The organism is Stenotrophomonas sp. GD03930 (assembly GCF_029839665.1).
GTDB lineage: Bacteria > Pseudomonadota > Gammaproteobacteria > Xanthomonadales > Xanthomonadaceae > Stenotrophomonas > Stenotrophomonas forensis.
Genome location: NZ_JAOCAV010000001.1, coordinates 1,219,758 through 1,238,751 on the forward strand (window position 1 = coordinate 1,219,758; position 18,994 = coordinate 1,238,751).

Below are 18,994 nucleotides of genomic sequence, written 5' to 3' on the forward strand. Positions count from 1 at the left end.
CGGCGCGCATCGATGCGCGCCGCCGGCGTTGCTCAGAACTTGTAGCGCACGCCGAGCAGGAACTGGCGGCCGGTTTCGGTGTACTGCAGCGGCAGGCGGCCGGTCGCCGGCGAGTACACCCACTCGTCCGACGCTTCGTTGGTCAGGTTGATGCCTTCCAGGCTCAGTTCCAGCTGATCGCTGATCTTGTAGCGGATCGAAGCATCAATGACCGTGGTACCGGTCATGCCGTGGTAGCCGTCCAGGTTGAAGCCGGTTTCCTGGCCGGGTACCTGGGTGAGGTAGTCGTCGCGGTTGGTGGCCGAGACGCGACCGGCAAAGGTTTCGCCTTCGTAGAACAACGTCGCGTTCCAGGACGACTTGGACAGCCCCAGCAGATCGTTCTTCATCACCGGCTGGCCGGCCGAGTTGATGTACTGGATCTTCGATTCCACCCAGGTGTAGTTCAACTGCACACCGAGGTTGGACCACTTGCCCGGCAGGAAAGTGAAGGGCTGCGTGTAGTTGGCTTCTGCACCGTACAGTTCACCACCGGGGGTGTTGACCGGGCGGGTGAAGGTGAAATCGTCGGTGGGCGAGGCGCCGGTACCGATCAGCAGATCGGCGGGCAGGCCGCTGTCGGTGTACGGGCGGTTCTCGCGCAGGGTCTGCACGGAGGTCTCGATGTCCTTGTAGAACAGGCCCAGGCCGGCCATCGCACCTTCAGCGAAGTACCACTCGAAGCCCAGGTCGACGTTGGTGGCGCGCGTCGGGTCCAGGTTGGGATTGCCGCTGGAGATGGTACGTGCACCGCCGGCCACGGCCACTGTTGCACCGGGCGTCAGGCTACCCAGACCCGGACGGGTCATCACCTTGGCCGCGCCCAGGCGGATCAGGAAATCAGGCGTGACCTCGGCCACCAGGTTGAACGAAGGCAGGGTGTCGTCGTAGGTGCGGGTGGCGGTGGTCGAGGTGGTGCCACTGGCCAGCGTGGAAAGCCCGGTGGACGACTGCTTGGTGCGCACGTAACGCACGCCGACGTTGCCCGACAGCGGCAGCGAGCCGATCTCGGTGCTGAACTCGCCCATCAGGTACACACCGCGATCCTTCTCTTCCACGCTGCGCACGTTGTTGGCGCGCGGTGCGACGGCGTAGATGCCGCTGTTGCTGTAGATGTCGAACTGGTCGGCGATCGCGTCCAGGTTCGGCACCACCCAGTTGGACGGGTTGCCGTTGATGCCCTTCAGGCCGGCGGGGCTGGTCATGTCCACCGGCACGATGCGGCTGCCGTTGGCGAAGGTGGGCACGGCCAGTTCGCTGGCGCGGCGCAGCTCGGTGGTCTTGAACGTGTAGTCCTTGGCCAGCACGCCGCCCTTCAGTCGGAAGCCGGGGCTGATGTTCCAGTTGAAGTCGATCTGGCCGGTGTCGAAATCATTGTCCACGTACTGCGGGCGCAAACGGATTTCGGCCAGCTCCCAACCATTGGGATCGGTCGGGTCGATGCCGTAGTTGAGGATCGGGAAACGGCTGTTGCCACGGTAGTCGTAGCTGTAACCCTTGACGTCGTACTTGTCCATGATGACCGTGGTCTGCACCGGGTTCTCGTGCCTGGAGCGCGAGATGCCCAGCTTGCCGGACACGGTGAAATCATCACCGAAACGGTGCTGGCCGTTCAGGCTGATCTGCTTGAACTCGGTACTCCACTCGTCGTGGCGGTTCTCGGTGCGGATGTCGACGTTGTCGAATTCGCCGTACAGCAGCGCACCGTTGCGGATCTCGCCGTTCTTGACGATGGTGCTCGGCTTGCCGACCAGGCGCGGCGTGCTGCTGCTGCCACGGCTGAAGGAGATCGCTTCGATGTACTGCTCATCGCGGGTGGCATCGATCTTCGAGTACAGCACGTCCAGCGAGACTTCGGTGGCGGTGCTGGGCTTCCACTGCAGCGAGCCGGTCACGCCCAGGCGCTTCTGCTCGTGCTCCATCTGTACATAACGCGGGAAGCGCGGGTGGAAGACATCGGCCGCACGCGCTGCGGCAAACGGTGAGGACGCGGCGAAGTTGCCGTTGCTGGGGCCATTGGCCCAGCGTCCGGTGTTGGAGCCCTCCTCCAGCACCTGGCGCTCGGAGTAGGCCACCGACAGCAGCGCGCCGAAGGTGCCATCGGCGAAGGTGTTGGAGATCAGCGCGGCCAATCGCGGGTCGGCTTTTTCAGCCATCTGGTTGTAGCCGGCCTGGCCACTGGCGGCGAAGGTGAAGCCGTCATAGTCGAACGGGCGCGCGGTGCGCAGGTCGACCGTGGCGCCCAGCGATCCTTCTTCCACGTCGGCCGAGGCCGTCTTGCGAACCAGCAGCTGCGAGAACAGGTCCGAAGCGAACACATTGAAGTCGAAGCCACGGCCACGGTTGGTACCGCCGCTCTGGTCACCGGCACCCACGGTGGTCAGCGCCTCCATGCCGTTGATGCGCACGCGGGTGAAATCCGGGCCTAGCCCGCGCACCGAAATGTTGCGACCTTCACCGGCCTCGCGGGTGATCACCACGCCCGGGATGCGCTGCAGCGATTCGGCCAGATTGAGGTCGGGGAACTTGCCGATGTCCTCGGCGACGATGGCATCGACCACGCCGGCCTCGCCACGCTTGATGTCCAGGGCTTTCTCGACGCTGGCGCGGTAGCCGGTGACATTCACCGTGTCCAGGTCGGTAGCGGTCTGCTGCTGGGCGGTCGCGTTTGCCGACAGGGCCAGTGCAACGCCCATCGCCAGCAAGGTAACCGGTGTCTTTTTTCCATGGATCCGAGATTGCATGCCTTTCCCCTCTCCCAAAGGTCTGGTATCGCGGCTGTATAGCGGAATGACACCGCTGGTCAAAGTCGACGTTAGCAGCACGATTGGGATCGGGCATCTTGCACCGCAACAGATCTGTAATGTCTCCAAGATGCTTGCGGGACAATGCTTTCGACATCATGACCAAGCACGTTCAAGGCAAACTCGGTCTAGAATGACACCGATAGTCAATTGCCACGCCCCCTCGCGTGGTCCACTTACATGCCATGCAGTGTCCCATGCTGGTGGCGCGCGTGAAGGAGCTGATATGGGTCGTATCGTCTGTTTCGGTGAGCTGTTGCTGCGCTTGGGCGCGCCCGGCCACGAGCTGCTGCTGCAATCGCCACAGCTGCAGGTTCATGTGGGTGGCGCCGAGGCAAACGTAGGTGTCTCGCTGTCCCGGCTGGGACATCACGTGGCGATGGTGGGCGCGGTGGCGGGCAATCCGCTGGGTGCCCATGCGCTGGGCGAACTGCGCCGGCACGGCGTGGATACCCGTCATGTGCGCGAAGTACCGGACGCACGCATGGGGCTGTACTTCCTCACCACCGGCGCGGTCCAGCGTGCCAGCGAAGTGGTCTATGACCGCGCCGATTCGGCGTTCGCGCGCAGCACCGCGGCTGACTATGACTGGCCCGCGCTGCTGCAGGGCGCACAGTGGCTGCATGTATCCGGTGTCAGCCCGGCACTGGGACCGGAGGTGGCGGCCGCCACGCTGGCGGCGGCATGCGCGGCTCGACAGGCCGGTGTCCGGGTCTCCTTCGACGGCAATTTCCGGCCCCGGCTCTGGCAGCGCTGGGGCGGAGATGCCCAAGCGGTGTTGCGCGAGCTGTTCGCGCAGGCTGACATCGTGTTCGCCGACTATCGCGACATGGAAGTCGTATTGGGCACGCGCTTCAGTCAGCCCGAGGTGATGGAGCGGATCGACGCGGCTGCAACCGCCGCGTTCAGTGCATTTCCGCAACTGCAGTGGATGGCATGCACACAGCGGCAGGTGCTGAGCGTGGACCATCATGCGATGGGCGCGTTGCTGCTGGGTCGTGACGGGACGCGCGCGCACGCCCCGCCGCGCCATCTGCAGGGCATTGTCGACCGCATCGGCGGCGGTGATGCCTTCGCGGCCGGCATCCTGCATGGCATCCTGTGCGGCCTTGATGCCGACGCCACCGTACGTTTCGGCCTGGCCGCCGGGACGTTGAAGCACTCCATTCCCGGCGATTTCAATCCTGTCAGCGAAGCTGACGTGCTGGCCCTGTTGGGCGAGGAGCGATTCGATGTCCGCCGCTGATCCGCGCCTGCGCGCACTGTTGAAACTGGCACCGGTGATTCCGGTGTACACCCCCGAAGATGTGAACGAAGCGGTCAACGTGGCCCAGGCGCTGTTCCGCGGCGGCCTGCCGGTGATCGAAGTGACCCTGCGCACGCCGCAGGCGCTGGATGCGATCAAGGCCATGGTCGAGGCGGTGCCCGACGCGGTGATCGGTGCCGGCACCGTGCTCAACGCCGCGCAGATGCAGGCGGCCAGGCAGGCCGGCGCGCGTTTCGCGGTATCGCCGGGTGCCACGCCGGCGCTGTATGCCGCGGCGCGTGATGCCGACCTGCCGTATCTGCCTGGCGCTGCCACGGCCTCGGACCTGATCCTCGGCCTGGAGCACGGCCACGACACCTTCAAGTTCTTCCCGGCGGTGCAGGCCGGTGGTGCCGCGCTGCTGGCGGCCTGGCACGGCCCGTTCGCCGACGTGCGCTTCTGCCCGACCGGCGGCATCAGCGCGCAGACCGCGCCGCAGTTCCTGCACCTGCCCAACGTGCTGTGCGTGGGCGGTTCGTGGCTGACCACGCCGGCGCTGCTGCAGACCCGTGACTGGGACGCCATCGAGCGCCTGGCCCGCGAGGCCTCGGTGCTGGCCAGCTGAACCAGCGGCACGAATCTTCAAAGGTTTGATCGTGATCAAAGCGCCGGCCCCGGGCCGGCGTCATTCTGTGGGCAAGCGCACTACGGAGATCCGGACATGAATCCAACCATGAAGGCCGCTGTCGTGCGTGAGTTCGGCAAACCACTGGTGATCGAGGAAGTCTCGGTACCGCGCCCGGGGGCGGGCGAGGTACTGGTCAGGATCGAGGCCTGTGGCGTATGCCACACCGACCTGCACGCCGCCGAGGGCGACTGGCCGGTGAAACCGAACCCGCCATTCATCCCCGGCCACGAGGGCGTGGGGCACGTCGTGGCCGTGGGAGGCGGGGTAGGGCACGTCAGGGAAGGCGACAGGGTCGGCATCCCCTGGTTGTACTCGGCGTGTGGCCATTGCGAACACTGCCTGGGTGGCTGGGAGACGCTGTGCGAGACGCAGCGCAACACCGGTTACTCGGTCAACGGCGGCTTCGCCGAGTACGCACTGGCCGATGCCAACTATGTCGGCCTGCTTCCGAAGGAAGTGGGCTTCGTCGAGATCGCGCCGGTACTATGCGCCGGCGTGACCGTCTACAAGGGGCTGAAGGTCACCGACACCAGGCCCGGTGACTGGGTGGTGATCTCCGGCATCGGCGGCCTCGGCCACATGGCCGTGCAGTACGCCCGTGCGATGGGCCTGAACGTGGCCGCGGTGGACGTGGACGACAACAAGCTGGCACTGGCGCGGCAGCTGGGTGCCCAGGTCACCGTCAACGCGCGCACCACCGATCCGGCCGCCTACCTGAAGAAGGAGATCGGCGGCGCACACGGTGCGCTGGTCACGGCGGTATCGCCGAAGGCATTCGAGCAGGCGCTGGGCATGGTCCGCCGTGGCGGTACCGTCTCGCTCAATGGTTTGCCGCCGGGCAACTTCCCGCTGGACATCTTCGGCATGGTGCTCAACGGCATCACCGTGCGTGGCTCGATCGTCGGCACCCGGCTGGACCTGCAGGAGTCGCTGCAGTTTGCCGCCGAGGGCAAGGTCGCCGCCACGGTCAGCACCGATCGCCTGGAAAACATCAACGACGTGTTCGCGCGCATGCACGCGGGCACCATCGAAGGCCGCGTGGTGCTCGACTTCGCCGCCTGACCGCCTGTGCATGGCCGCCGTTGCACCGTACCCCTCTCCCACGGGCACGGCGGCCATGCCGATCGACCGGTAGCGCCGGCTGCTGGCCGGCAACCGCAGGCGCTTCGCGCAGCCGTACAATGCGCGCATGCCCGGCCTGCTCAAGACCCTGTTCCTGTCCATCGTCGCCCTGATCGGCGGCGTGCTGTCGCTCGCGCTGGTCAGCAGCGTCGCCAGCTGGTTGCCGCCGCTGCTGGGCCTGTCGCCGGACAACAACAGCGTGCAGCTGGGCTGGGACCTGGCGTTCAGCGTGCTCGGTGGCGTCGCCGGCATCTCCTTCGCCACCTATTACGCGCCCTGCTGGCCGCGCTCGCATGGCTTCTCGATCTGGTCGCTGATCGCGCTGGGCTGCGGCTACGCGGTGTGGAGCGTGGGCGCGGATTTCCCGATGTGGTTCGTCGTTTCCCTGCTGGTCTCGCTGCCGCTGCAGCTGCTGGTTGGCTGGTGGTTCGGTCGCCGCGCGTCGCGCGATCCGGGCTGAGCGCATACAGGTCGTGCCGGCCGCTGGCCGGCAACTGTGGGATGGCCGAGGTTGCCGGCCAGCGGCCGGCACTACCGCTTCAGCGGCGGCAGCGTCTGCTTCAACCGTTCGATGCCCTGCCAGGGGTCACCCTTCAGCCGCTTCGCACGCGCCAGCGCCCTGGTCATCGGGAACGCATCGGCGGCGGTCACCTTTGCCAGTTCCTCCCAGCGTAACGGCACCGCCACGCCAGCGTTCTCGCGCGCCCGCAATGACCACGAACACACGCTGGTGGCACCGCGCGTGTTGCGCAGCCAATCGATGAAGATCACGCCGCTGCGCTTCGCCTTGCTCATCGTCGCCACGTAGCGATCAGGCTGCTGCAGTGCCATCGCCTGCGCGAATGCCTCGCAGAACGCCTTGGCCTGCTCCCAGTCCGCCTTTGGCTGCAACGGCACCACCACGTGCACGCCCTTGCCGCCAGACAGCCGCACGAAGCTCTGCAGGCCGATCTGCAGCAGGCGGTCGCGGACATCACGCGCCCCCGCTTTCACCTGCGCCCAGCTCACGCCGTCGCCGGGGTCGAGATCGAACACCAGGCGGTCCGGATGCTCCGGGTCGTCTACCGTCGCCCCCCACGGATGCAGCTCCAGCGTGTTCATCTGCACCAGCTGGAGCAGGCCACGCGCGTTGTCGATGTAGACGTAGTCCTCGCGTCCGCTCTTCTGCTGCAGGGGCACCGCATGCACGGCATCACCCAGCCCGGGGCCATGGTGCTTCTGGAAGAAGCAGGTCTTGCCGACACCGTCGGGACAGCGCAGCACTGACAACGGCCTGCCGGCAATCTCCGGCAGGATCCAGCGCGCCATCTGCCGGTAGTAGTCGGCCACGTCGCCCTTGCTGAGTTTCTGATCCGGGAATACCACGCGTTCGGGGTGCGTGATCTGCACCTCGCCCACGGTGTCCACGTCTGCAGCGTTCACTTCCAGGTCCTCCACCTGCTTGTCGTTGCGCAGCCGCTTGAAGCTGGCCTGGCGCAGCAGTCCTTCCTTGCCCCAGCCACGGAAGGCGACCTCGGCCACCGCCACCGGCTTCACCCAGCGCACGCTGGACGCACGGAACGGCACATGCGCCGGCAACGGCAGAACGGGGGCCTTCACCGCCAGCGGCTGCAGTGCCTTGTGCAGCGCGCGCAGGCGTTCATCGTCGAAGCCGGTGCCTACGCGACCGACATAGCGCAGGCCGGCCTTGTCCTGCGCGGCCAGAAGCAACGAGCCGAATCCTACCCGCGAACCCTTGGGTGCCGTGTGACCGACGATCACGAACTCGTCGGTGTCCTCGTGCTTGACCTTGACCCAGCTGCGCGCACGGGCATTCACATAGGGCGCGTCGACCTGCTTGCTGACGATGCCCTCGAAACCCGCCTTGCCACTGGCAGCGAACACCTGTGGCCCGTGATCGATCACATGCTCACTGAAGGCGAGGATGCCGGGTACATTGCCCAGCAGCGCTTTCAGCAGCGCCTTGCGTTCCAGCAGGGGCGCGCGGCTGATGTCGGCACCGGCAACACCTGGCAGGTCGAAGACGATGTAGCGCAGCGGCTGTTTCGAACTGCCGTCGATCACCCGTTGCAGTGCTGCGAAGTCACTGCGGCCCTGCGCATCCAGTACCACCAGTTCACCGTCCAGGCGCGCATCGCGCACCGGCAGCGCCCGGATGGCCTGCACGACTTCGGGAAAATCGGCCGTCCAGTCCAGGCCGTTGCGCGAACGCAGTTTCACTTCGCCATCGTGCAGATCAGCCAACAGTCGATAGCCATCCCACTTGATCTCATGCAGCCAGTGCTGGCCATCCGGCGCGGTGTCGCGGTGATCGGTCAATTGCGGTTTGAAGGCGCGTGGGTAGGGCGTGTCACGTGCGCCGTCCAGTTTCAGCGCCCGCGCATGCCAGCGTGCATCGGCGTTGCGGGTAGCCCTGCGTACGGCCGGTGTAGCGCGCTCTGTCCTTCCCGCCGTGCGCGTCTTCGCCGCCGATGAGCGTTTCGGCACGGGCGCTTCCAATAGATCATCCGCTTCGGCATCGCGCGCTTGCTCATCATCGCGCTTGATCAGCAGCCATTGCACCTGGCGCCCCTTCATCGCCGTGCGCACCAGCTTCCAACTGCCGGCCAACCGCTGCCCGTGCAGCACGAAGTCGATCTTGCCCGCCGCCAGCGCCTGCAATGGATCACCTTCACAGGCCCAGGTGCCATGATCGAACACCTCCACATGGCCCGCGCCGTAATGGCCTTCGGGAATGTCGCCCTCGAACCCGGCGTAGGACAGCGGATGGTCTTCCACTTCCACCGCCAACCGCTTCTCGCCAACGCGCAGCGAAGGCCCCTTCGGCACGGCCCAGCTCTTCAGTACACCGTCCATTTCCAGGCGGAAATCGTAGTGGCGCGAACTGGCATGATGCAGCTGGATGACGAACGTTGGCCGACGCTTCGGGTCACCGTGGGCGGGGGTGTCGTCAGGCTCCGGCGTCTGACCGCTACCTCCGCCGAGGCGACGCTTGCGCCGGTACTGATGCAGCGACATGGCTCAACCTGCCTTGCGCCGCGTGGTCTTCTTGACGGCCTTCTTTGCCACCTTCTTCGCAGGCGCCTTGCGGGCCGCAGTCTTCTTCGCCGGTGTGCGCGTGTTCGCATCCAGGCTTTTCTGCAGCAGCGCCATGAAGTCGACCACATTGGTGGCCGCATCCTCATGCGGCGCCGGCTCCTCTTCCACCCGGGTGGTGCCGCCCTTGGACTTGATGCGCTTGTTCAGCACCTGCTGCAGGCGCTCGCGGAACTCGTCGTGGTACTGCGAGGGGTCCCAGTCGCCAGCCATCGACTCGATCAGCTGCTCGGCCATTGCCGATTCCTTGCCGGTGATGCGGTAGTCGGACAGTTTCCCGGCGGGCAGCGCGTAGTCCTCCGGGTCCACCAGCTCCTGTGGATAGCGCAGGATCATCAGCACCAGCGCGTCTGCCTGCGGCATCACCGCGCACAGGTACTCACGCGTGCGTACCACCACCCGCGCGATGCCGACCTTGCCGGTCCTGCGCAGGGTCTCGCGCAGCAGCACATAGCCCTTCTCGGCCTTCTTGCCTGGCACCAGCAGATACGGCTTCTCGTAGTAGCGCGGATCGATCTGCGCCGCATCCACGAACGATTCCACTTCCACCGCTTCGTGGCTTTCCGGCGCAGCCGAGCGGATGTCGCCTTCCTCCAGCACGACATAGCTGCCCTTGTCGTACTCGTAGGCCTTGACGATGTCCTTCCAGGGCACTTCCTCGCCGGTATCGGCGTTGACCCGCTCGAAGCGGATCGGCTTGCGGTCGCGCGAATCGAGCATGCGGAACTGCAGGTCGACCTTGCGTTCGCCGGACATCAGCGACACCGGCACGTTGAGAAGACCGAACGACAGCGTGCCGGTCCAGATCGGGCGGGCCATGGAGATACCTGTGACGGGGCAGGGGACAGCCAGCTTCAGCCCGGCGATGTAAACCACCCGTGTCGGTGCCGTGCACGTGGGTTCTACGCAGATGCGGTAGTGCCGGCCGCTGGCCGGCAACCCCAGAAAACTCTAGGCAGCGAACCTCTGCCGGCCAGCGGCCGGCACTACTGCAGCAGTGGCCGCACTGCCGCGGCCGGAATATGGTCCAGCGCGCGCCAGGCGTCTTCCACCACCGGCCGCGCCTGCGACCAGCTCAGCCGCGACTGCCCGCGCATCTGCTCCCAGTGCTCGGCCAGTTCCTCGCAGGTATCGGCGGCGTCACCGCGCGGCCAGTCGGCGGCGTGGGTGGTCAGCGCGAAGGCATAGACCGGGCACAGGTCACGCCAGTTGCGATGGCCGGGCCCGCGACGCTCCTCGTAATCGCTGAGCATGTACTGCAGGTAGTCCTGCGCCACCGCCTGCGGGTCTTCATGGCGACGCGTGCGGCGCGGCGCGGTGCGCTGGCCGAGCGGATCGAGCAGGGCGTTGAACACGGACGGTGCGGGTCGTTCAAGACGGGGCATGGCCGGCTCCTGCAGCGGGGGCGGGTGGGCAGGAATACGCGCGGTGCCGTTACCAGCGGGTGAGCGAGATGTTCATGACGCCAGGTTCGCGGCGGCTTTACCTTGCTGGCGGTGTAGTGGAGGCCCCGAGCGCAGGTAGCCAGACCATGAGCCGTGAAACCTCCCGAGACCCGCTGCGGGAAAACCACCCGCCCATTGCCGGCGAGCAGCGTGGCAAGCGCGACGCCGACACTGCCGACTACCGCGGTACCGGGGCCCCCTTCTTCGATGCCGCGCAGGGCGACGAGCACCTGCCGGTGAAGCATGAGGCTGAACAGGCGGCCCAGGACCGCAAGGACGGCGGCGACCGCCATCGCGGCGGCCAGGAAAGCCCGCTCAAGCGCCGCGAGCGCAAGCAGCGGGCCAGCGACAACCAGGACGAGGCACTGGAGGAAACCTTCCCGGCCAGCGACCCGACCTCACCGTTCGTGCCGGCCAAGGCGCCCGATTGAAGGGTAGTGCCGGCCGCTGGCCGGCAACCTCCGCAGATCCCGAACGGCGCGATGCCGGCCAGCGGCCGGCACTACCGGGGATCTTCCCGGCCAACAGCCGGCACGGCCGCTTCAGCGCCACGACCACTGCAGTCCCACGCTGGACCGCCGCCCCGGTCCGGGCTCGTAGAAGCGGCCGTTGCCGTCGTTGACGATCACCGAGCCGATGTAGGCCTGGTCCAGCACGTTCTCCAGCCGGGCGAAGGCACGCAGCTCGCCGCCGGGCAGGGTCCAGCGGCGGCCACCTTCCAGATGCAGCAGGGCGAAGCCCGGCGCTCGCTCGGTGGCCACGTCGTTCACCACCGTGTCGCTGCTGGCATTGGCTTCCAGCGCCCACTGCCAGTCGCCCGGCGTCCACTGCAACCGGGCGAAGGCCTGCTGGCGCGGCACGCCGGGCAGGCGGCTGCCGGTGGTAACCACGGTATTGGAGGTCAGGTAGGGCGAGCGCACCTGCGCCTGCAGCCAGGTCCAGGCCAGCTGCAGTTCCAGCTGCTCGGCCAGCGGCTGGCGGTACTGCAGTTCCAGCCCCTGGCGACGGGTACGGCCAATGTTGCGATAGGTGCTGCGTCCGCCGATATTGCTGGCAACAGCCAGCTCATCGTCGGTATCTGCACGGAAAAGGCTGACATCAAGCTGGGTTCCATCCTGTGCGTGCCACTTGCTGCCCACTTCCACGGAGCGGCTGCGCGCGGCGGCAAGATCCAGTGCCAGTCCCGCCTGACCGTCGGCGCGGTAACCCAGTTCGTTGAAGGTAGGCGTCTCGAAGCCGCGGCCAACGGCAGCGTGCAGGCGCCACTGCGGACTGGCCTCGAAGCTGATGCCGGCCACCGGGGTGGTCGCCTGGTAGCGACGGCGGCCGCTGTCGTCCGGGTTGCGGCCGGTGATGTAGCGATCGTCCGATTCGAAGCGCACGCTGCTGTGGCGCACGCCCGCCAGCAACGACCAGCGCGGGCTCCATTGCCACCAGGCCTGCGCGAACTGGTCCACGTTCTGCACGACGTCGATCTGGTCGCGGCGCAGCTGCCCGCGTACGCCCAGCGTGCTGCCGATGAAGTTCTCGTAGCCGGTGCGGTGCTGGCGCTGACGGTCGGCGCTGAGCCCGGCCACCAGGTCCAGCGGCCGTCCGGCGAGATCGCCGTGCCAGCCCCAGCGCGCGTCCAGCCCGCCGTAGCCTCCGTCCAGGTCGATCACCCCGCCCGCATGCAGGGGATTGGCCTGGGCCGCCGGCGGAATCGGCAGGTACTGACGCACCGCGCGCTGGCCGGCATAGCCCATCAGCTGCCAGCGCTGCGCGCCGGCCTCGCGGGTCCAGCGCAGCCCCGCCTGCTGCTGGCGCACCGATTTGCGGGTGTTGTACTGGTGTGCCACGGCGGTAGCCTGGCGCGGGTCCGCCGCCACCTGCGCGCGGGTCAGGCCCAGCGGATCCTGCGCATCGGGCGCATCCAGCGCATTGAGCAGCAGCTCCAGCCGCCCACCGCCCAGCTCACCGCCGATGCGCGCGTTGAGCGATTCACGGCGCGCCCGGCTGTGGTCACGCCAGCCATCGGTACGGAAGTGGTTGGCGGCGATGTTGTAGTCCAGCCCGTGGCCTGCGCCCTTCAGTTGCGCGCCGACACTGAGCGTGTTGTCGGCGCCGGCATTGAGGCGCAGCCGCCACGGGTCGCCGGCCTGGCCCTGTGCGCTCCACACCTGCAGCACGCCGCCGGAGGAGTTGCCATACAGCGCCGAGAACGGCCCACGCAGCACGTCGATGCGCTCGGCGCCGAGCAGGCTGGCATGCGACAACTGACCCTGGCCGTCGGGCATGGTCGCCGGTACGCCGTCGATCAGCACCCGCACCCCGCGCACACCGAAGGTCGAGCGCGCGCCGAAGCCCCGGATCGACAGCTGCGTGTCCTGCGCGAAGTTCTGCCGGTCGCGCGCGACCAGGCCCGGCACCCCGGCCAGTGCTTCGGACAGCTGCGCCCCGGCCCCGGCGCGGCGGGCGTCGATCCAGACCGTGTCCAGGCTGGCCGGCAGGGCGAACGGGTCGATGCCGGGTACGCGTGCGGCCTGCACCTGCACGGCGGGCAGGGCGGTGGGGGCAGGCTCGGCCATGCTGGCAAATGGCGACAGCAGCAGGGCGGACAGCGGCAGGCAATGGCGTCGTGCGGCGGGATTCATGATTCAGGTTGATGGATCGGGCGGCAACGCACGCCATGGTACGGGCCCGGGGATGACGATGGCGGCGGCCAGCCCCGGCAGGCTTTGTTACGATGGGCTGTTTCCGGCTGGAAAGCCGCAAGCCGCGTGGCGCAATTCCTCCCCCTTTCCGTCTACCGAACGAGTACCGCCGTGTCCTTCTTTGCAAACGTGGAACTGGTCCCAGGCGACCCGATCCTGGGCCTGACCGAGGCGTACAACGCCGACAGCCGCCCGACCAAGGTCAACCTGGGTGTGGGCATCTACTACGACGAGAGTGGCCGCATTCCGCTGCTGCGCGCCGTCAAGCAGATCGAGCAGCAGCTCGCCGCTGAAGCCAAACCGCGCGGCTACCTGCCGATCGATGGCCTGCCGGCGTACACGCAGGCCACGCGTGAGCTGGTGTTCGGCAAGGATTCGCCGCTGCTGGCCGCCGGCCGCGTCACCACCGCACAGACGGTGGGTGGCAGCGGTGCGCTGCGCGTCGGCGCCGACGTGCTGAAGAAGCTGCTGCCGCACGCCACCGTCGCGCTGAGCAACCCGAGCTGGGAAAACCACCGCGCCGTGTTCAGCGCGGCCGGCTTCGAGGTGGTGGATTACACCTACTTCGACCCAACCACCCATGGCGTCGATTTCGACGGCATGCTGGCCGACCTGGGCAAGCTGCAGGCCGGCACCGTGGTGCTGCTGCACGCCTGCTGCCACAACCCCACCGGCGCCGACCTCACCGTCACCCAGTGGAAGCAGGTCGCGCAGCTGCTGAAAGACAAGCAGCTGTTCCCCTTCATCGACATGGCCTACCAGGGCTTCGACAAGGGCATCGAGCAGGACGGCGCCGCCGTGCGCATCATCGCCGAGGCCGGCATTGACAGCTTCATCGTCGCCAACTCGTACTCCAAGTCGTTCTCGCTGTACGGCGAGCGCGTGGGTGCGCTGTCGATGGTCGCCCCGACCGCCGCGGACGCCAAGGCCGTGCAGTCGCAGGTCAAGCGCGTGATCCGCACGATCTACTCCAGCCCGTCCACCCACGGTGCCGCGCTGGTGGCCGGCGTGCTGACCAACCCGGACCTGCGCGCGATGTGGGAGCAGGAGCTGACCGAGATGCGCGAGCGCATCCATGCCCTGCGCCACGGCCTGGTCGAGAAGCTGGCCGCCGCCGGTGCGCCGCAGTTCGGCTTCATCAACGAGCAGGCCGGCATGTTCTCCTACTCCGGCCTGAGCCGTGAGCAGGTCGAACGCCTGCGCGACGAGTTCGGCATCTACGCCGTCGGCACCGGCCGCATCTGCGTGGCCGCGCTGAACCAGAACAACCTGGAATACGTCGCCAAGGCCGTGGCCACCGTCGCCAAGGGCTGAAACAACGCACCAGTGGTTTGATCGCAAAGGCGCCGCGAGGCGCCTTTGTTTTTTTGCATTTGCCCCTGCCTTTGCCACACCCACCGCGCTCGCGGCGAACCCTGAAGCGCGTGGGAGGGGGAGGCGATGCAGGACCGTTGGCGCCATGGATGGCGCCATCGAGCTTACATGGACGTACTTGCAGCGTGTCCTGCATCGCCTCCCCCTCCCACGAGCCTCGACAAAAGGAAGGCGCCACGAGCGCAACGCATCTGGAAACGATTACGCCTTCCCGCGGTCACGCACGCCCCCGCCAGACCGGCGACAATAGGCGTTTTCCCGCTGCCGAGACCTGCCCGCTCATGTCCCGTACTTCGTTGACCCGCTTCCTGATCCAGGAACAGCACGCCGGCCGCATCAATGCCGACCTGCGCCAGCTGATCGCGGTCGTCGCCCGCGCCTGCACCAGCATCTCCATCGCCGTCAGCAAGGGCGCCCTTGGCGGCGTGCTGGGCGAGGCCGGTACCGGCAACGTACAGGGCGAAGCGCAGAAGAAGCTGGACGTCATCAGCAACGAGATCCTGCTCGAAGCCAACGCCTGGGGCGGCCACCTCGCCGCCTGCGCCTCGGAAGAAATGGACCACAGCCAGCCGGTGCCGGACATCTATCCGCGTGGCGACTTCCTGCTGCTGTTCGATCCCCTCGATGGCAGCTCCAACATCGACGTCAACGTCTCGGTCGGCACCATCTTCTCGGTGCTGCGCTGCCCGACCAACGTGGAACTGCCGGGCGATGACGCGTTCCTGCAGCCGGGCAGCAAGCAGATCGCCGCCGGCTACTGCATCTACGGGCCCAGCACCCAGCTGGTGCTGACCGTCGGCCATGGCACCCACGCTTTCACCCTGGACCGCGAGAAGGGCGAGTTCGTGCTGACCACCGAGAACATGCAGATTCCGGCGGCCACCCAGGAATTTGCCATCAACATGTCCAACCAGCGGCATTGGGAAGCGCCGATGCAGGCCTACGTCGGCGACCTGCTGGCCGGCAAGGAAGGCGCACGCGGCAAGAACTTCAACATGCGCTGGATCGCCAGCATGGTCGCCGACGTGCATCGCATCCTGACCCGCGGCGGCATCTTCATCTACCCGTGGGACAAGAAAGACCCGTCCAAGGCCGGCAAGCTGCGCCTGATGTACGAAGCCAACCCGATGGGCCTGCTGGTCGAGCAGGCCGGTGGCGCCGCCTCGACCGGCCGCGAGCGCATCCTCGATATCCAGCCCGACCAGCTGCACCAGCGCGTGCCGGTGTTCCTCGGCTCGCGCGAGGAAGTGGCCGAAGCCGTGCGCTACCACCACGCGCACGACGGCGCGCAGGGCTGAGGGCCGTCATCCGACAACGGTCATGGCAGATCGATGACATGACCGTGGGGTGACACCACGGGCGGCAAACGGCACCATCGAGCCATTGCCGCCTAAGGAATGCACGCATGCACGAGCAGGGCCCGGTCGATTTCATCGAAGTCATCCACAATGCCGTCCCCAGCGACGTCTGCGCGGCGATCGTCGAGCGCATGCGTGCAACGCGTGGCCTGCTGCCCGGTGCGGTCGGCAGTGGTGTGTTCCCGGAACTCAAGCACAGCAAGGATCTGCGCATCAGTGGACTGGACGGCTGGCAGGATGTCGACCAGCAGATGCAGATCGCGGTGTTCAACGGCCTGCTGACTTATCTACGCCGTTATCCACAGGCGTTGATCGCTCCGCTGATGTTGCAGATCCAGGACAGCAATGGCCAGCCGCGACGCCTGTCTGCCGAGGACTTCCCCGACATGCCGCAGCAGCAGCTGGCCGACCTGGCCCGCACCTGCCTGCGCCCAGGCGCGATCAACCTGCAGTGGTACGCGGCGGGCGAGGGCGGCTATCCGTACTGGCACTGCGAGCTGTACCCGAAGGATGCCCAGGCCGAGACCCTGCACCGGCACGTGTTGTGGACGCTGTACCTCAACGATGACTTCGAGGAAGGCGAAACCGAGTTCCTGTTCCAGGGCCGCAAGATCGCGCCACGCACCGGCAGCCTGCTGATTGCCCCGACCGCGTTCACCCACACCCATCGCGGCAACCGGCCGCAGGGCGGCGACAAGTTCATCGCCACCAGCTGGATCCTGTTCCAGAGCGCGCAGAAGTTGTTTGGGGCGTAGCGTCGAGCTTGCTCGACTACGTTGTATTCCCCGTAGAGTCGAGCTTGCTCGACTGCTTTTCCGTCGCCAGTCGAGCAAGCTCGACGCTACTCAGAACAACGAGCCCTGCGGCGAATCCTTCTTCGGTGGCAATGGCTTCAGGAACCGGCTGCAATCCAGCTTCGGCCAATGGCTGTTCTGCGGATTGAACCCCAGCCGCTTGCGCGCCAGCTTGAAGCGGTTGTTCAACAGGTCCGCATACACGCCTTCGCCGCGCATGCGCGTGCCGAACTGGCTGTCGTAGTCCTTGCCACCGCGCAGCTGCTGGATGGTGCTCATTACATGCGCGGCGCGATCCGGATGATGGGTATCCAGCCAGTCGCGGAACAGCGGTGCCACTTCCAGCGGCAGGCGCAGCAGCACGTAGCCAGCGGTGCTGGCGCCAGCATCATGCGCGGCCTCCAGCACGGCTTCCAGTTCGCTGTCGTTGATCCATGGAATCACCGGCGCCACCATCACCCCGACCGGAATGCCGGCCTCATGCAGCCGCTTCATCGCGCGCAGCCGTGCATGCGGTGCCGATGCGCGCGGTTCCAGCTTGGCCGAGAGATGCGGGTCCAGCGAGGTCACCGAGAAATGCACGCTGACCAGGTTTTCCGCGGCCAGCGGTGCAAGCAGATCGATGTCGCGCTCGACCAGTGCGTTCTTGGTGATCAGCGAGAACGGATGTTTCGTCTCCAGCATCACTTCGATCAGCTGGCGGGTCAGCTTGAACTTGCGTTCGATCGGTTGGTACGCGTCGGTGTTGATGCCCAGCGCGATCGGCTGTGGCACGTAAGCCGGCTTCGACAGCTCCTTGCGCAGCAGCTGCGGCGCATTGGTCTTGGCGAACAGCTTGGTCTCGAAATCCAGGCCCGGTGACAGGTTCAGATAGGCATGCGAGGGACGCGCAAAGCAGTAAGAGCAGCCATGCTCGCAGCCGCGATACGGATTCACCGACTGGCTGAAGCCGACATCCGGCGAGTTGTTCCGGGTGATGATGCTGCGTGCGGTTTCGGCGCGCACCTCGGTGCGCAGGCGCGGGGCGAGGAACTCTTCGCTCTCATCGACCGCCCAGCCATCATCCACCGCCTCGCGGACGGTGCTTTCAAAGCGCCCGGCAAGGTGGGACGTGGAACCTCGGCCCTTGATCGCAATACCCATGGACGCAGGGTACGCCGCGACCGTCTCAACGGCTGCGACGGCCGCCTGAAGGGTTCAGCCCCTTGTAGAGTCGAGCCATGCTCGACTCCATTTCCCATCCGTCCCGGGGCTGTCGAGCATGGCTCGACGCTACAGCGCGGGGGTCAGAGCAGCGCCAGGTACCCGCGCACGGTGGCATCCAGGCCGTCATACAGCGCTTCGCCGATCAGCGCGTGGCCGATCGACACCTCCAGCACATCCGGCACGTGGGCCAGGAAGTCGCGCAGGTTGTCCTGCGACAGATCGTGGCCAGCGTTGACGCCCAGGCCGACGGCCTGCGCTCGACGTGCGGCAGTGGCGAACAGCGCCAGCATCGCCTCGGCGTCGCCGGCGGCGTGTGCCTCAGCGTAGGGGCCGGTGTACAGCTCGATGCGGTTTGCGCCGACTTCAGCTGCCTGCTCCAGCAGTGGGTTGCCGGCGTCGACGAACAGGCTGACCCGGCAACCCATTGCTTTCAGTTCGGCGACCAGCGGGCGCAGGCGCTCGCCGTCCCGCTCGAAGTCGAAGCCATGGTCGGACGTGATCTGGCCGTCGCCGTCGGGCACCAGGGTGGCCTGTGCCGGGCGGGTCTGCGCGCACAGCGGCAGCAACCCCGGGTAGCCCTCGCGTGGCGGAGCGAACGGATTGCCTTCGATGTTGAACTCCACGCCACGGGCGCGGGTCAGCGTGGACAGGGCCAGCACGTCCTCGGCGGTGATATGGCGGCGGTCCGGCCGCGGGTGCACGGTGATGCCATGCGCGCCGGCATCCAGGCAGGCCTGGGCGGCACGCACCACGTCCGGTTCGGCGCCGCCACGCGAGTTGCGCAGGACGGCGATCTTGTTGACGTTGACGCTGAGCTGGGTCATGGAACGGAACTACTTGGAAAGAGGGGACGGATCGTGGTCGTTGCCGTCGTCGTTGCGGCGGGCCTGGGCCTGTTCGCGCAGGCGCCGCAGTTCCTCGGCATCGACCAGGGTGGCAGGGTCGCGCTGCAGGTCGCCAAAGCGGGCCACGTAGCGGCCGCGTACCCAGGCCAGCAGGAAGGCGAGGGCAGCCAGCAGGCACAGGGTCATCAGCCCGGCGCTGGGGGTCTTCAGCGCAAAGGCGAAACAGCCCAGCGCCAGCAGCAGGTACAACCAGTACATAGTCGGGCTCCCCGGATGATCGGCGC

At 66.9% G+C, this 18,994-nt stretch carries 16 protein-coding genes; 8 read left to right on the plus strand and 8 right to left on the minus strand.

The features are described 5' to 3' along the window. Positions 1 to 32: 32 nt before the first annotated feature. The gene (locus N5C18_RS05540; RefSeq protein WP_279944016.1) at positions 33 to 2,783 is read right to left on the minus strand and encodes a TonB-dependent receptor; all 2,751 of its coding nucleotides are present in this window, start codon (positions 2,781 to 2,783) and stop codon (positions 33 to 35) included. 286 nt (positions 2,784 to 3,069) lie between these two features. On the opposite strand from N5C18_RS05540, the gene N5C18_RS05545 reads away from it, so the two are divergent. The 4 genes from N5C18_RS05545 (at position 3,070) to N5C18_RS05560 (ending at position 6,359) form a co-directional block, all read left to right on the plus strand. After that, positions 3,070 to 4,089 carry a sugar kinase gene (locus N5C18_RS05545; RefSeq protein WP_053508071.1) on the plus strand — a complete coding sequence of 340 codons (1,020 nt, stop codon included), beginning with the start codon at positions 3,070 to 3,072 and terminating at the stop codon, positions 4,087 to 4,089. Next, positions 4,076 to 4,714, plus strand: coding sequence for a bifunctional 4-hydroxy-2-oxoglutarate aldolase/2-dehydro-3-deoxy-phosphogluconate aldolase (gene eda, locus N5C18_RS05550; RefSeq protein ID WP_053508077.1), 639 nt, complete (start codon positions 4,076 to 4,078; stop codon positions 4,712 to 4,714). Before N5C18_RS05545 ends, eda begins: the two co-directional genes overlap by 14 nt. 96 nt (positions 4,715 to 4,810) lie before the next feature. Further along, positions 4,811 to 5,839: an alcohol dehydrogenase AdhP gene (adhP, locus tag N5C18_RS05555; RefSeq protein WP_053508081.1), complete on the plus strand. Its 1,029-nt coding sequence runs from the start codon at positions 4,811 to 4,813 to the stop codon at positions 5,837 to 5,839. A 127-nt stretch (positions 5,840 to 5,966) separates the two neighbouring features. Continuing rightward, complete coding sequence (locus N5C18_RS05560) at positions 5,967 to 6,359, plus strand: hypothetical protein (RefSeq protein WP_279944017.1); 393 nt, start codon at positions 5,967 to 5,969, stop codon at positions 6,357 to 6,359. A gap of 71 nt (positions 6,360 to 6,430) precedes the next feature. Here the strand turns inward: N5C18_RS05560 and ligD are convergent, their stop codons facing one another. From ligD to N5C18_RS05575, 3 genes are all read right to left on the minus strand, one after another. Beyond that, the gene (gene ligD, locus N5C18_RS05565; protein WP_279944018.1) at positions 6,431 to 8,917 is read right to left on the minus strand and encodes a DNA ligase D; all 2,487 of its coding nucleotides are present in this window, start codon (positions 8,915 to 8,917) and stop codon (positions 6,431 to 6,433) included. A gap of 3 nt (positions 8,918 to 8,920) precedes the next feature. Next, positions 8,921 to 9,814, minus strand: a complete 894-nt coding sequence (locus N5C18_RS05570; protein ID WP_279944020.1) for a Ku protein — start codon at positions 9,812 to 9,814, stop codon at positions 8,921 to 8,923. A 167-nt stretch (positions 9,815 to 9,981) separates the two neighbouring features. After that, positions 9,982 to 10,380 carry a hypothetical protein gene (locus tag N5C18_RS05575; protein WP_053508086.1) on the minus strand — a complete coding sequence of 133 codons (399 nt, stop codon included), beginning with the start codon at positions 10,378 to 10,380 and terminating at the stop codon, positions 9,982 to 9,984. Between the two features lie 146 nt (positions 10,381 to 10,526). Here N5C18_RS05575 and N5C18_RS05580 point away from each other — a divergent pair, with 146 nt between their 5' ends. Next, positions 10,527 to 10,871 carry a hypothetical protein gene (locus tag N5C18_RS05580; protein ID WP_053508091.1) on the plus strand — a complete coding sequence of 115 codons (345 nt, stop codon included), beginning with the start codon at positions 10,527 to 10,529 and terminating at the stop codon, positions 10,869 to 10,871. A 111-nt stretch (positions 10,872 to 10,982) separates the two neighbouring features. On the opposite strand, the gene N5C18_RS05585 is transcribed toward N5C18_RS05580, so the two are convergent. After that, the gene (locus tag N5C18_RS05585) at positions 10,983 to 13,073 is read right to left on the minus strand and encodes a TonB-dependent receptor (protein WP_053508096.1); all 2,091 of its coding nucleotides are present in this window, start codon (positions 13,071 to 13,073) and stop codon (positions 10,983 to 10,985) included. Positions 13,074 to 13,244: 171 nt separating this feature from the next. Between N5C18_RS05585 and N5C18_RS05590 the strand changes: the two genes are divergently transcribed. The 3 genes from N5C18_RS05590 (at position 13,245) to N5C18_RS05600 (ending at position 16,620) form a co-directional block, all read left to right on the plus strand. Then, on the plus strand, positions 13,245 to 14,447 hold the full coding sequence (locus N5C18_RS05590; RefSeq protein WP_053448367.1) for an amino acid aminotransferase: 1,203 nt from the start codon (positions 13,245 to 13,247) through the stop codon (positions 14,445 to 14,447). 341 nt (positions 14,448 to 14,788) lie between these two features. Further along, positions 14,789 to 15,805 carry a class 1 fructose-bisphosphatase gene (locus N5C18_RS05595; protein ID WP_008265475.1) on the plus strand — a complete coding sequence of 339 codons (1,017 nt, stop codon included), beginning with the start codon at positions 14,789 to 14,791 and terminating at the stop codon, positions 15,803 to 15,805. A gap of 107 nt (positions 15,806 to 15,912) precedes the next feature. Continuing rightward, positions 15,913 to 16,620 (plus strand): 2OG-Fe(II) oxygenase, encoded by a 708-nt coding sequence (locus N5C18_RS05600; RefSeq protein ID WP_279944021.1) that lies wholly within the window; start codon positions 15,913 to 15,915, stop codon positions 16,618 to 16,620. A gap of 90 nt (positions 16,621 to 16,710) precedes the next feature. Here the strand turns inward: N5C18_RS05600 and N5C18_RS05605 are convergent, their stop codons facing one another. The 3 genes from N5C18_RS05605 to N5C18_RS05615 form a co-directional block, all read right to left on the minus strand. Further along, positions 16,711 to 17,802: a PA0069 family radical SAM protein gene (locus tag N5C18_RS05605; protein ID WP_279944022.1), complete on the minus strand. Its 1,092-nt coding sequence runs from the start codon at positions 17,800 to 17,802 to the stop codon at positions 16,711 to 16,713. A 143-nt stretch (positions 17,803 to 17,945) separates the two neighbouring features. Beyond that, on the minus strand, positions 17,946 to 18,689 hold the full coding sequence (locus N5C18_RS05610) for a pyridoxine 5'-phosphate synthase (RefSeq protein ID WP_279944023.1): 744 nt from the start codon (positions 18,687 to 18,689) through the stop codon (positions 17,946 to 17,948). A 9-nt stretch (positions 18,690 to 18,698) separates the two neighbouring features. Beyond that, positions 18,699 to 18,968, minus strand: a complete 270-nt coding sequence (locus N5C18_RS05615) for a hypothetical protein (protein ID WP_180878543.1) — start codon at positions 18,966 to 18,968, stop codon at positions 18,699 to 18,701. Between the last annotated feature and the right edge of the window lie 26 nt (positions 18,969 to 18,994).

Excerpts from the sequence above, each read along its gene's own strand:
- N5C18_RS05540 (WP_279944016.1), bottom strand. The coding sequence starts at position 2,783 with ATGCAATCTCGGATCCATGGAAAAAAGACACCGGTTACCTTGCTGGCG.
- N5C18_RS05545 (WP_053508071.1), top strand. The coding sequence starts at position 3,070 with ATGGGTCGTATCGTCTGTTTCGGTGAGCTGTTGCTGCGCTTGGGCGCG.
- eda (WP_053508077.1), top strand. The coding sequence starts at position 4,076 with ATGTCCGCCGCTGATCCGCGCCTGCGCGCACTGTTGAAACTGGCACCG.
- adhP (WP_053508081.1), top strand. The coding sequence starts at position 4,811 with ATGAATCCAACCATGAAGGCCGCTGTCGTGCGTGAGTTCGGCAAACCA.
- N5C18_RS05560 (WP_279944017.1), top strand. The coding sequence starts at position 5,967 with ATGCCCGGCCTGCTCAAGACCCTGTTCCTGTCCATCGTCGCCCTGATC.
- ligD (WP_279944018.1), bottom strand. The coding sequence starts at position 8,917 with ATGTCGCTGCATCAGTACCGGCGCAAGCGTCGCCTCGGCGGAGGTAGC.
- N5C18_RS05570 (WP_279944020.1), bottom strand. The coding sequence starts at position 9,814 with ATGGCCCGCCCGATCTGGACCGGCACGCTGTCGTTCGGTCTTCTCAAC.
- N5C18_RS05575 (WP_053508086.1), bottom strand. The coding sequence starts at position 10,380 with ATGCCCCGTCTTGAACGACCCGCACCGTCCGTGTTCAACGCCCTGCTC.
- N5C18_RS05580 (WP_053508091.1), top strand. The coding sequence starts at position 10,527 with ATGAGCCGTGAAACCTCCCGAGACCCGCTGCGGGAAAACCACCCGCCC.
- N5C18_RS05585 (WP_053508096.1), bottom strand. The coding sequence starts at position 13,073 with ATGAATCCCGCCGCACGACGCCATTGCCTGCCGCTGTCCGCCCTGCTG.
- N5C18_RS05595 (WP_008265475.1), top strand. The coding sequence starts at position 14,789 with ATGTCCCGTACTTCGTTGACCCGCTTCCTGATCCAGGAACAGCACGCC.
- N5C18_RS05600 (WP_279944021.1), top strand. The coding sequence starts at position 15,913 with ATGCACGAGCAGGGCCCGGTCGATTTCATCGAAGTCATCCACAATGCC.
- N5C18_RS05605 (WP_279944022.1), bottom strand. The coding sequence starts at position 17,802 with ATGGGTATTGCGATCAAGGGCCGAGGTTCCACGTCCCACCTTGCCGGG.
- N5C18_RS05610 (WP_279944023.1), bottom strand. The coding sequence starts at position 18,689 with ATGACCCAGCTCAGCGTCAACGTCAACAAGATCGCCGTCCTGCGCAAC.
- N5C18_RS05615 (WP_180878543.1), bottom strand. The coding sequence starts at position 18,968 with ATGTACTGGTTGTACCTGCTGCTGGCGCTGGGCTGTTTCGCCTTTGCG.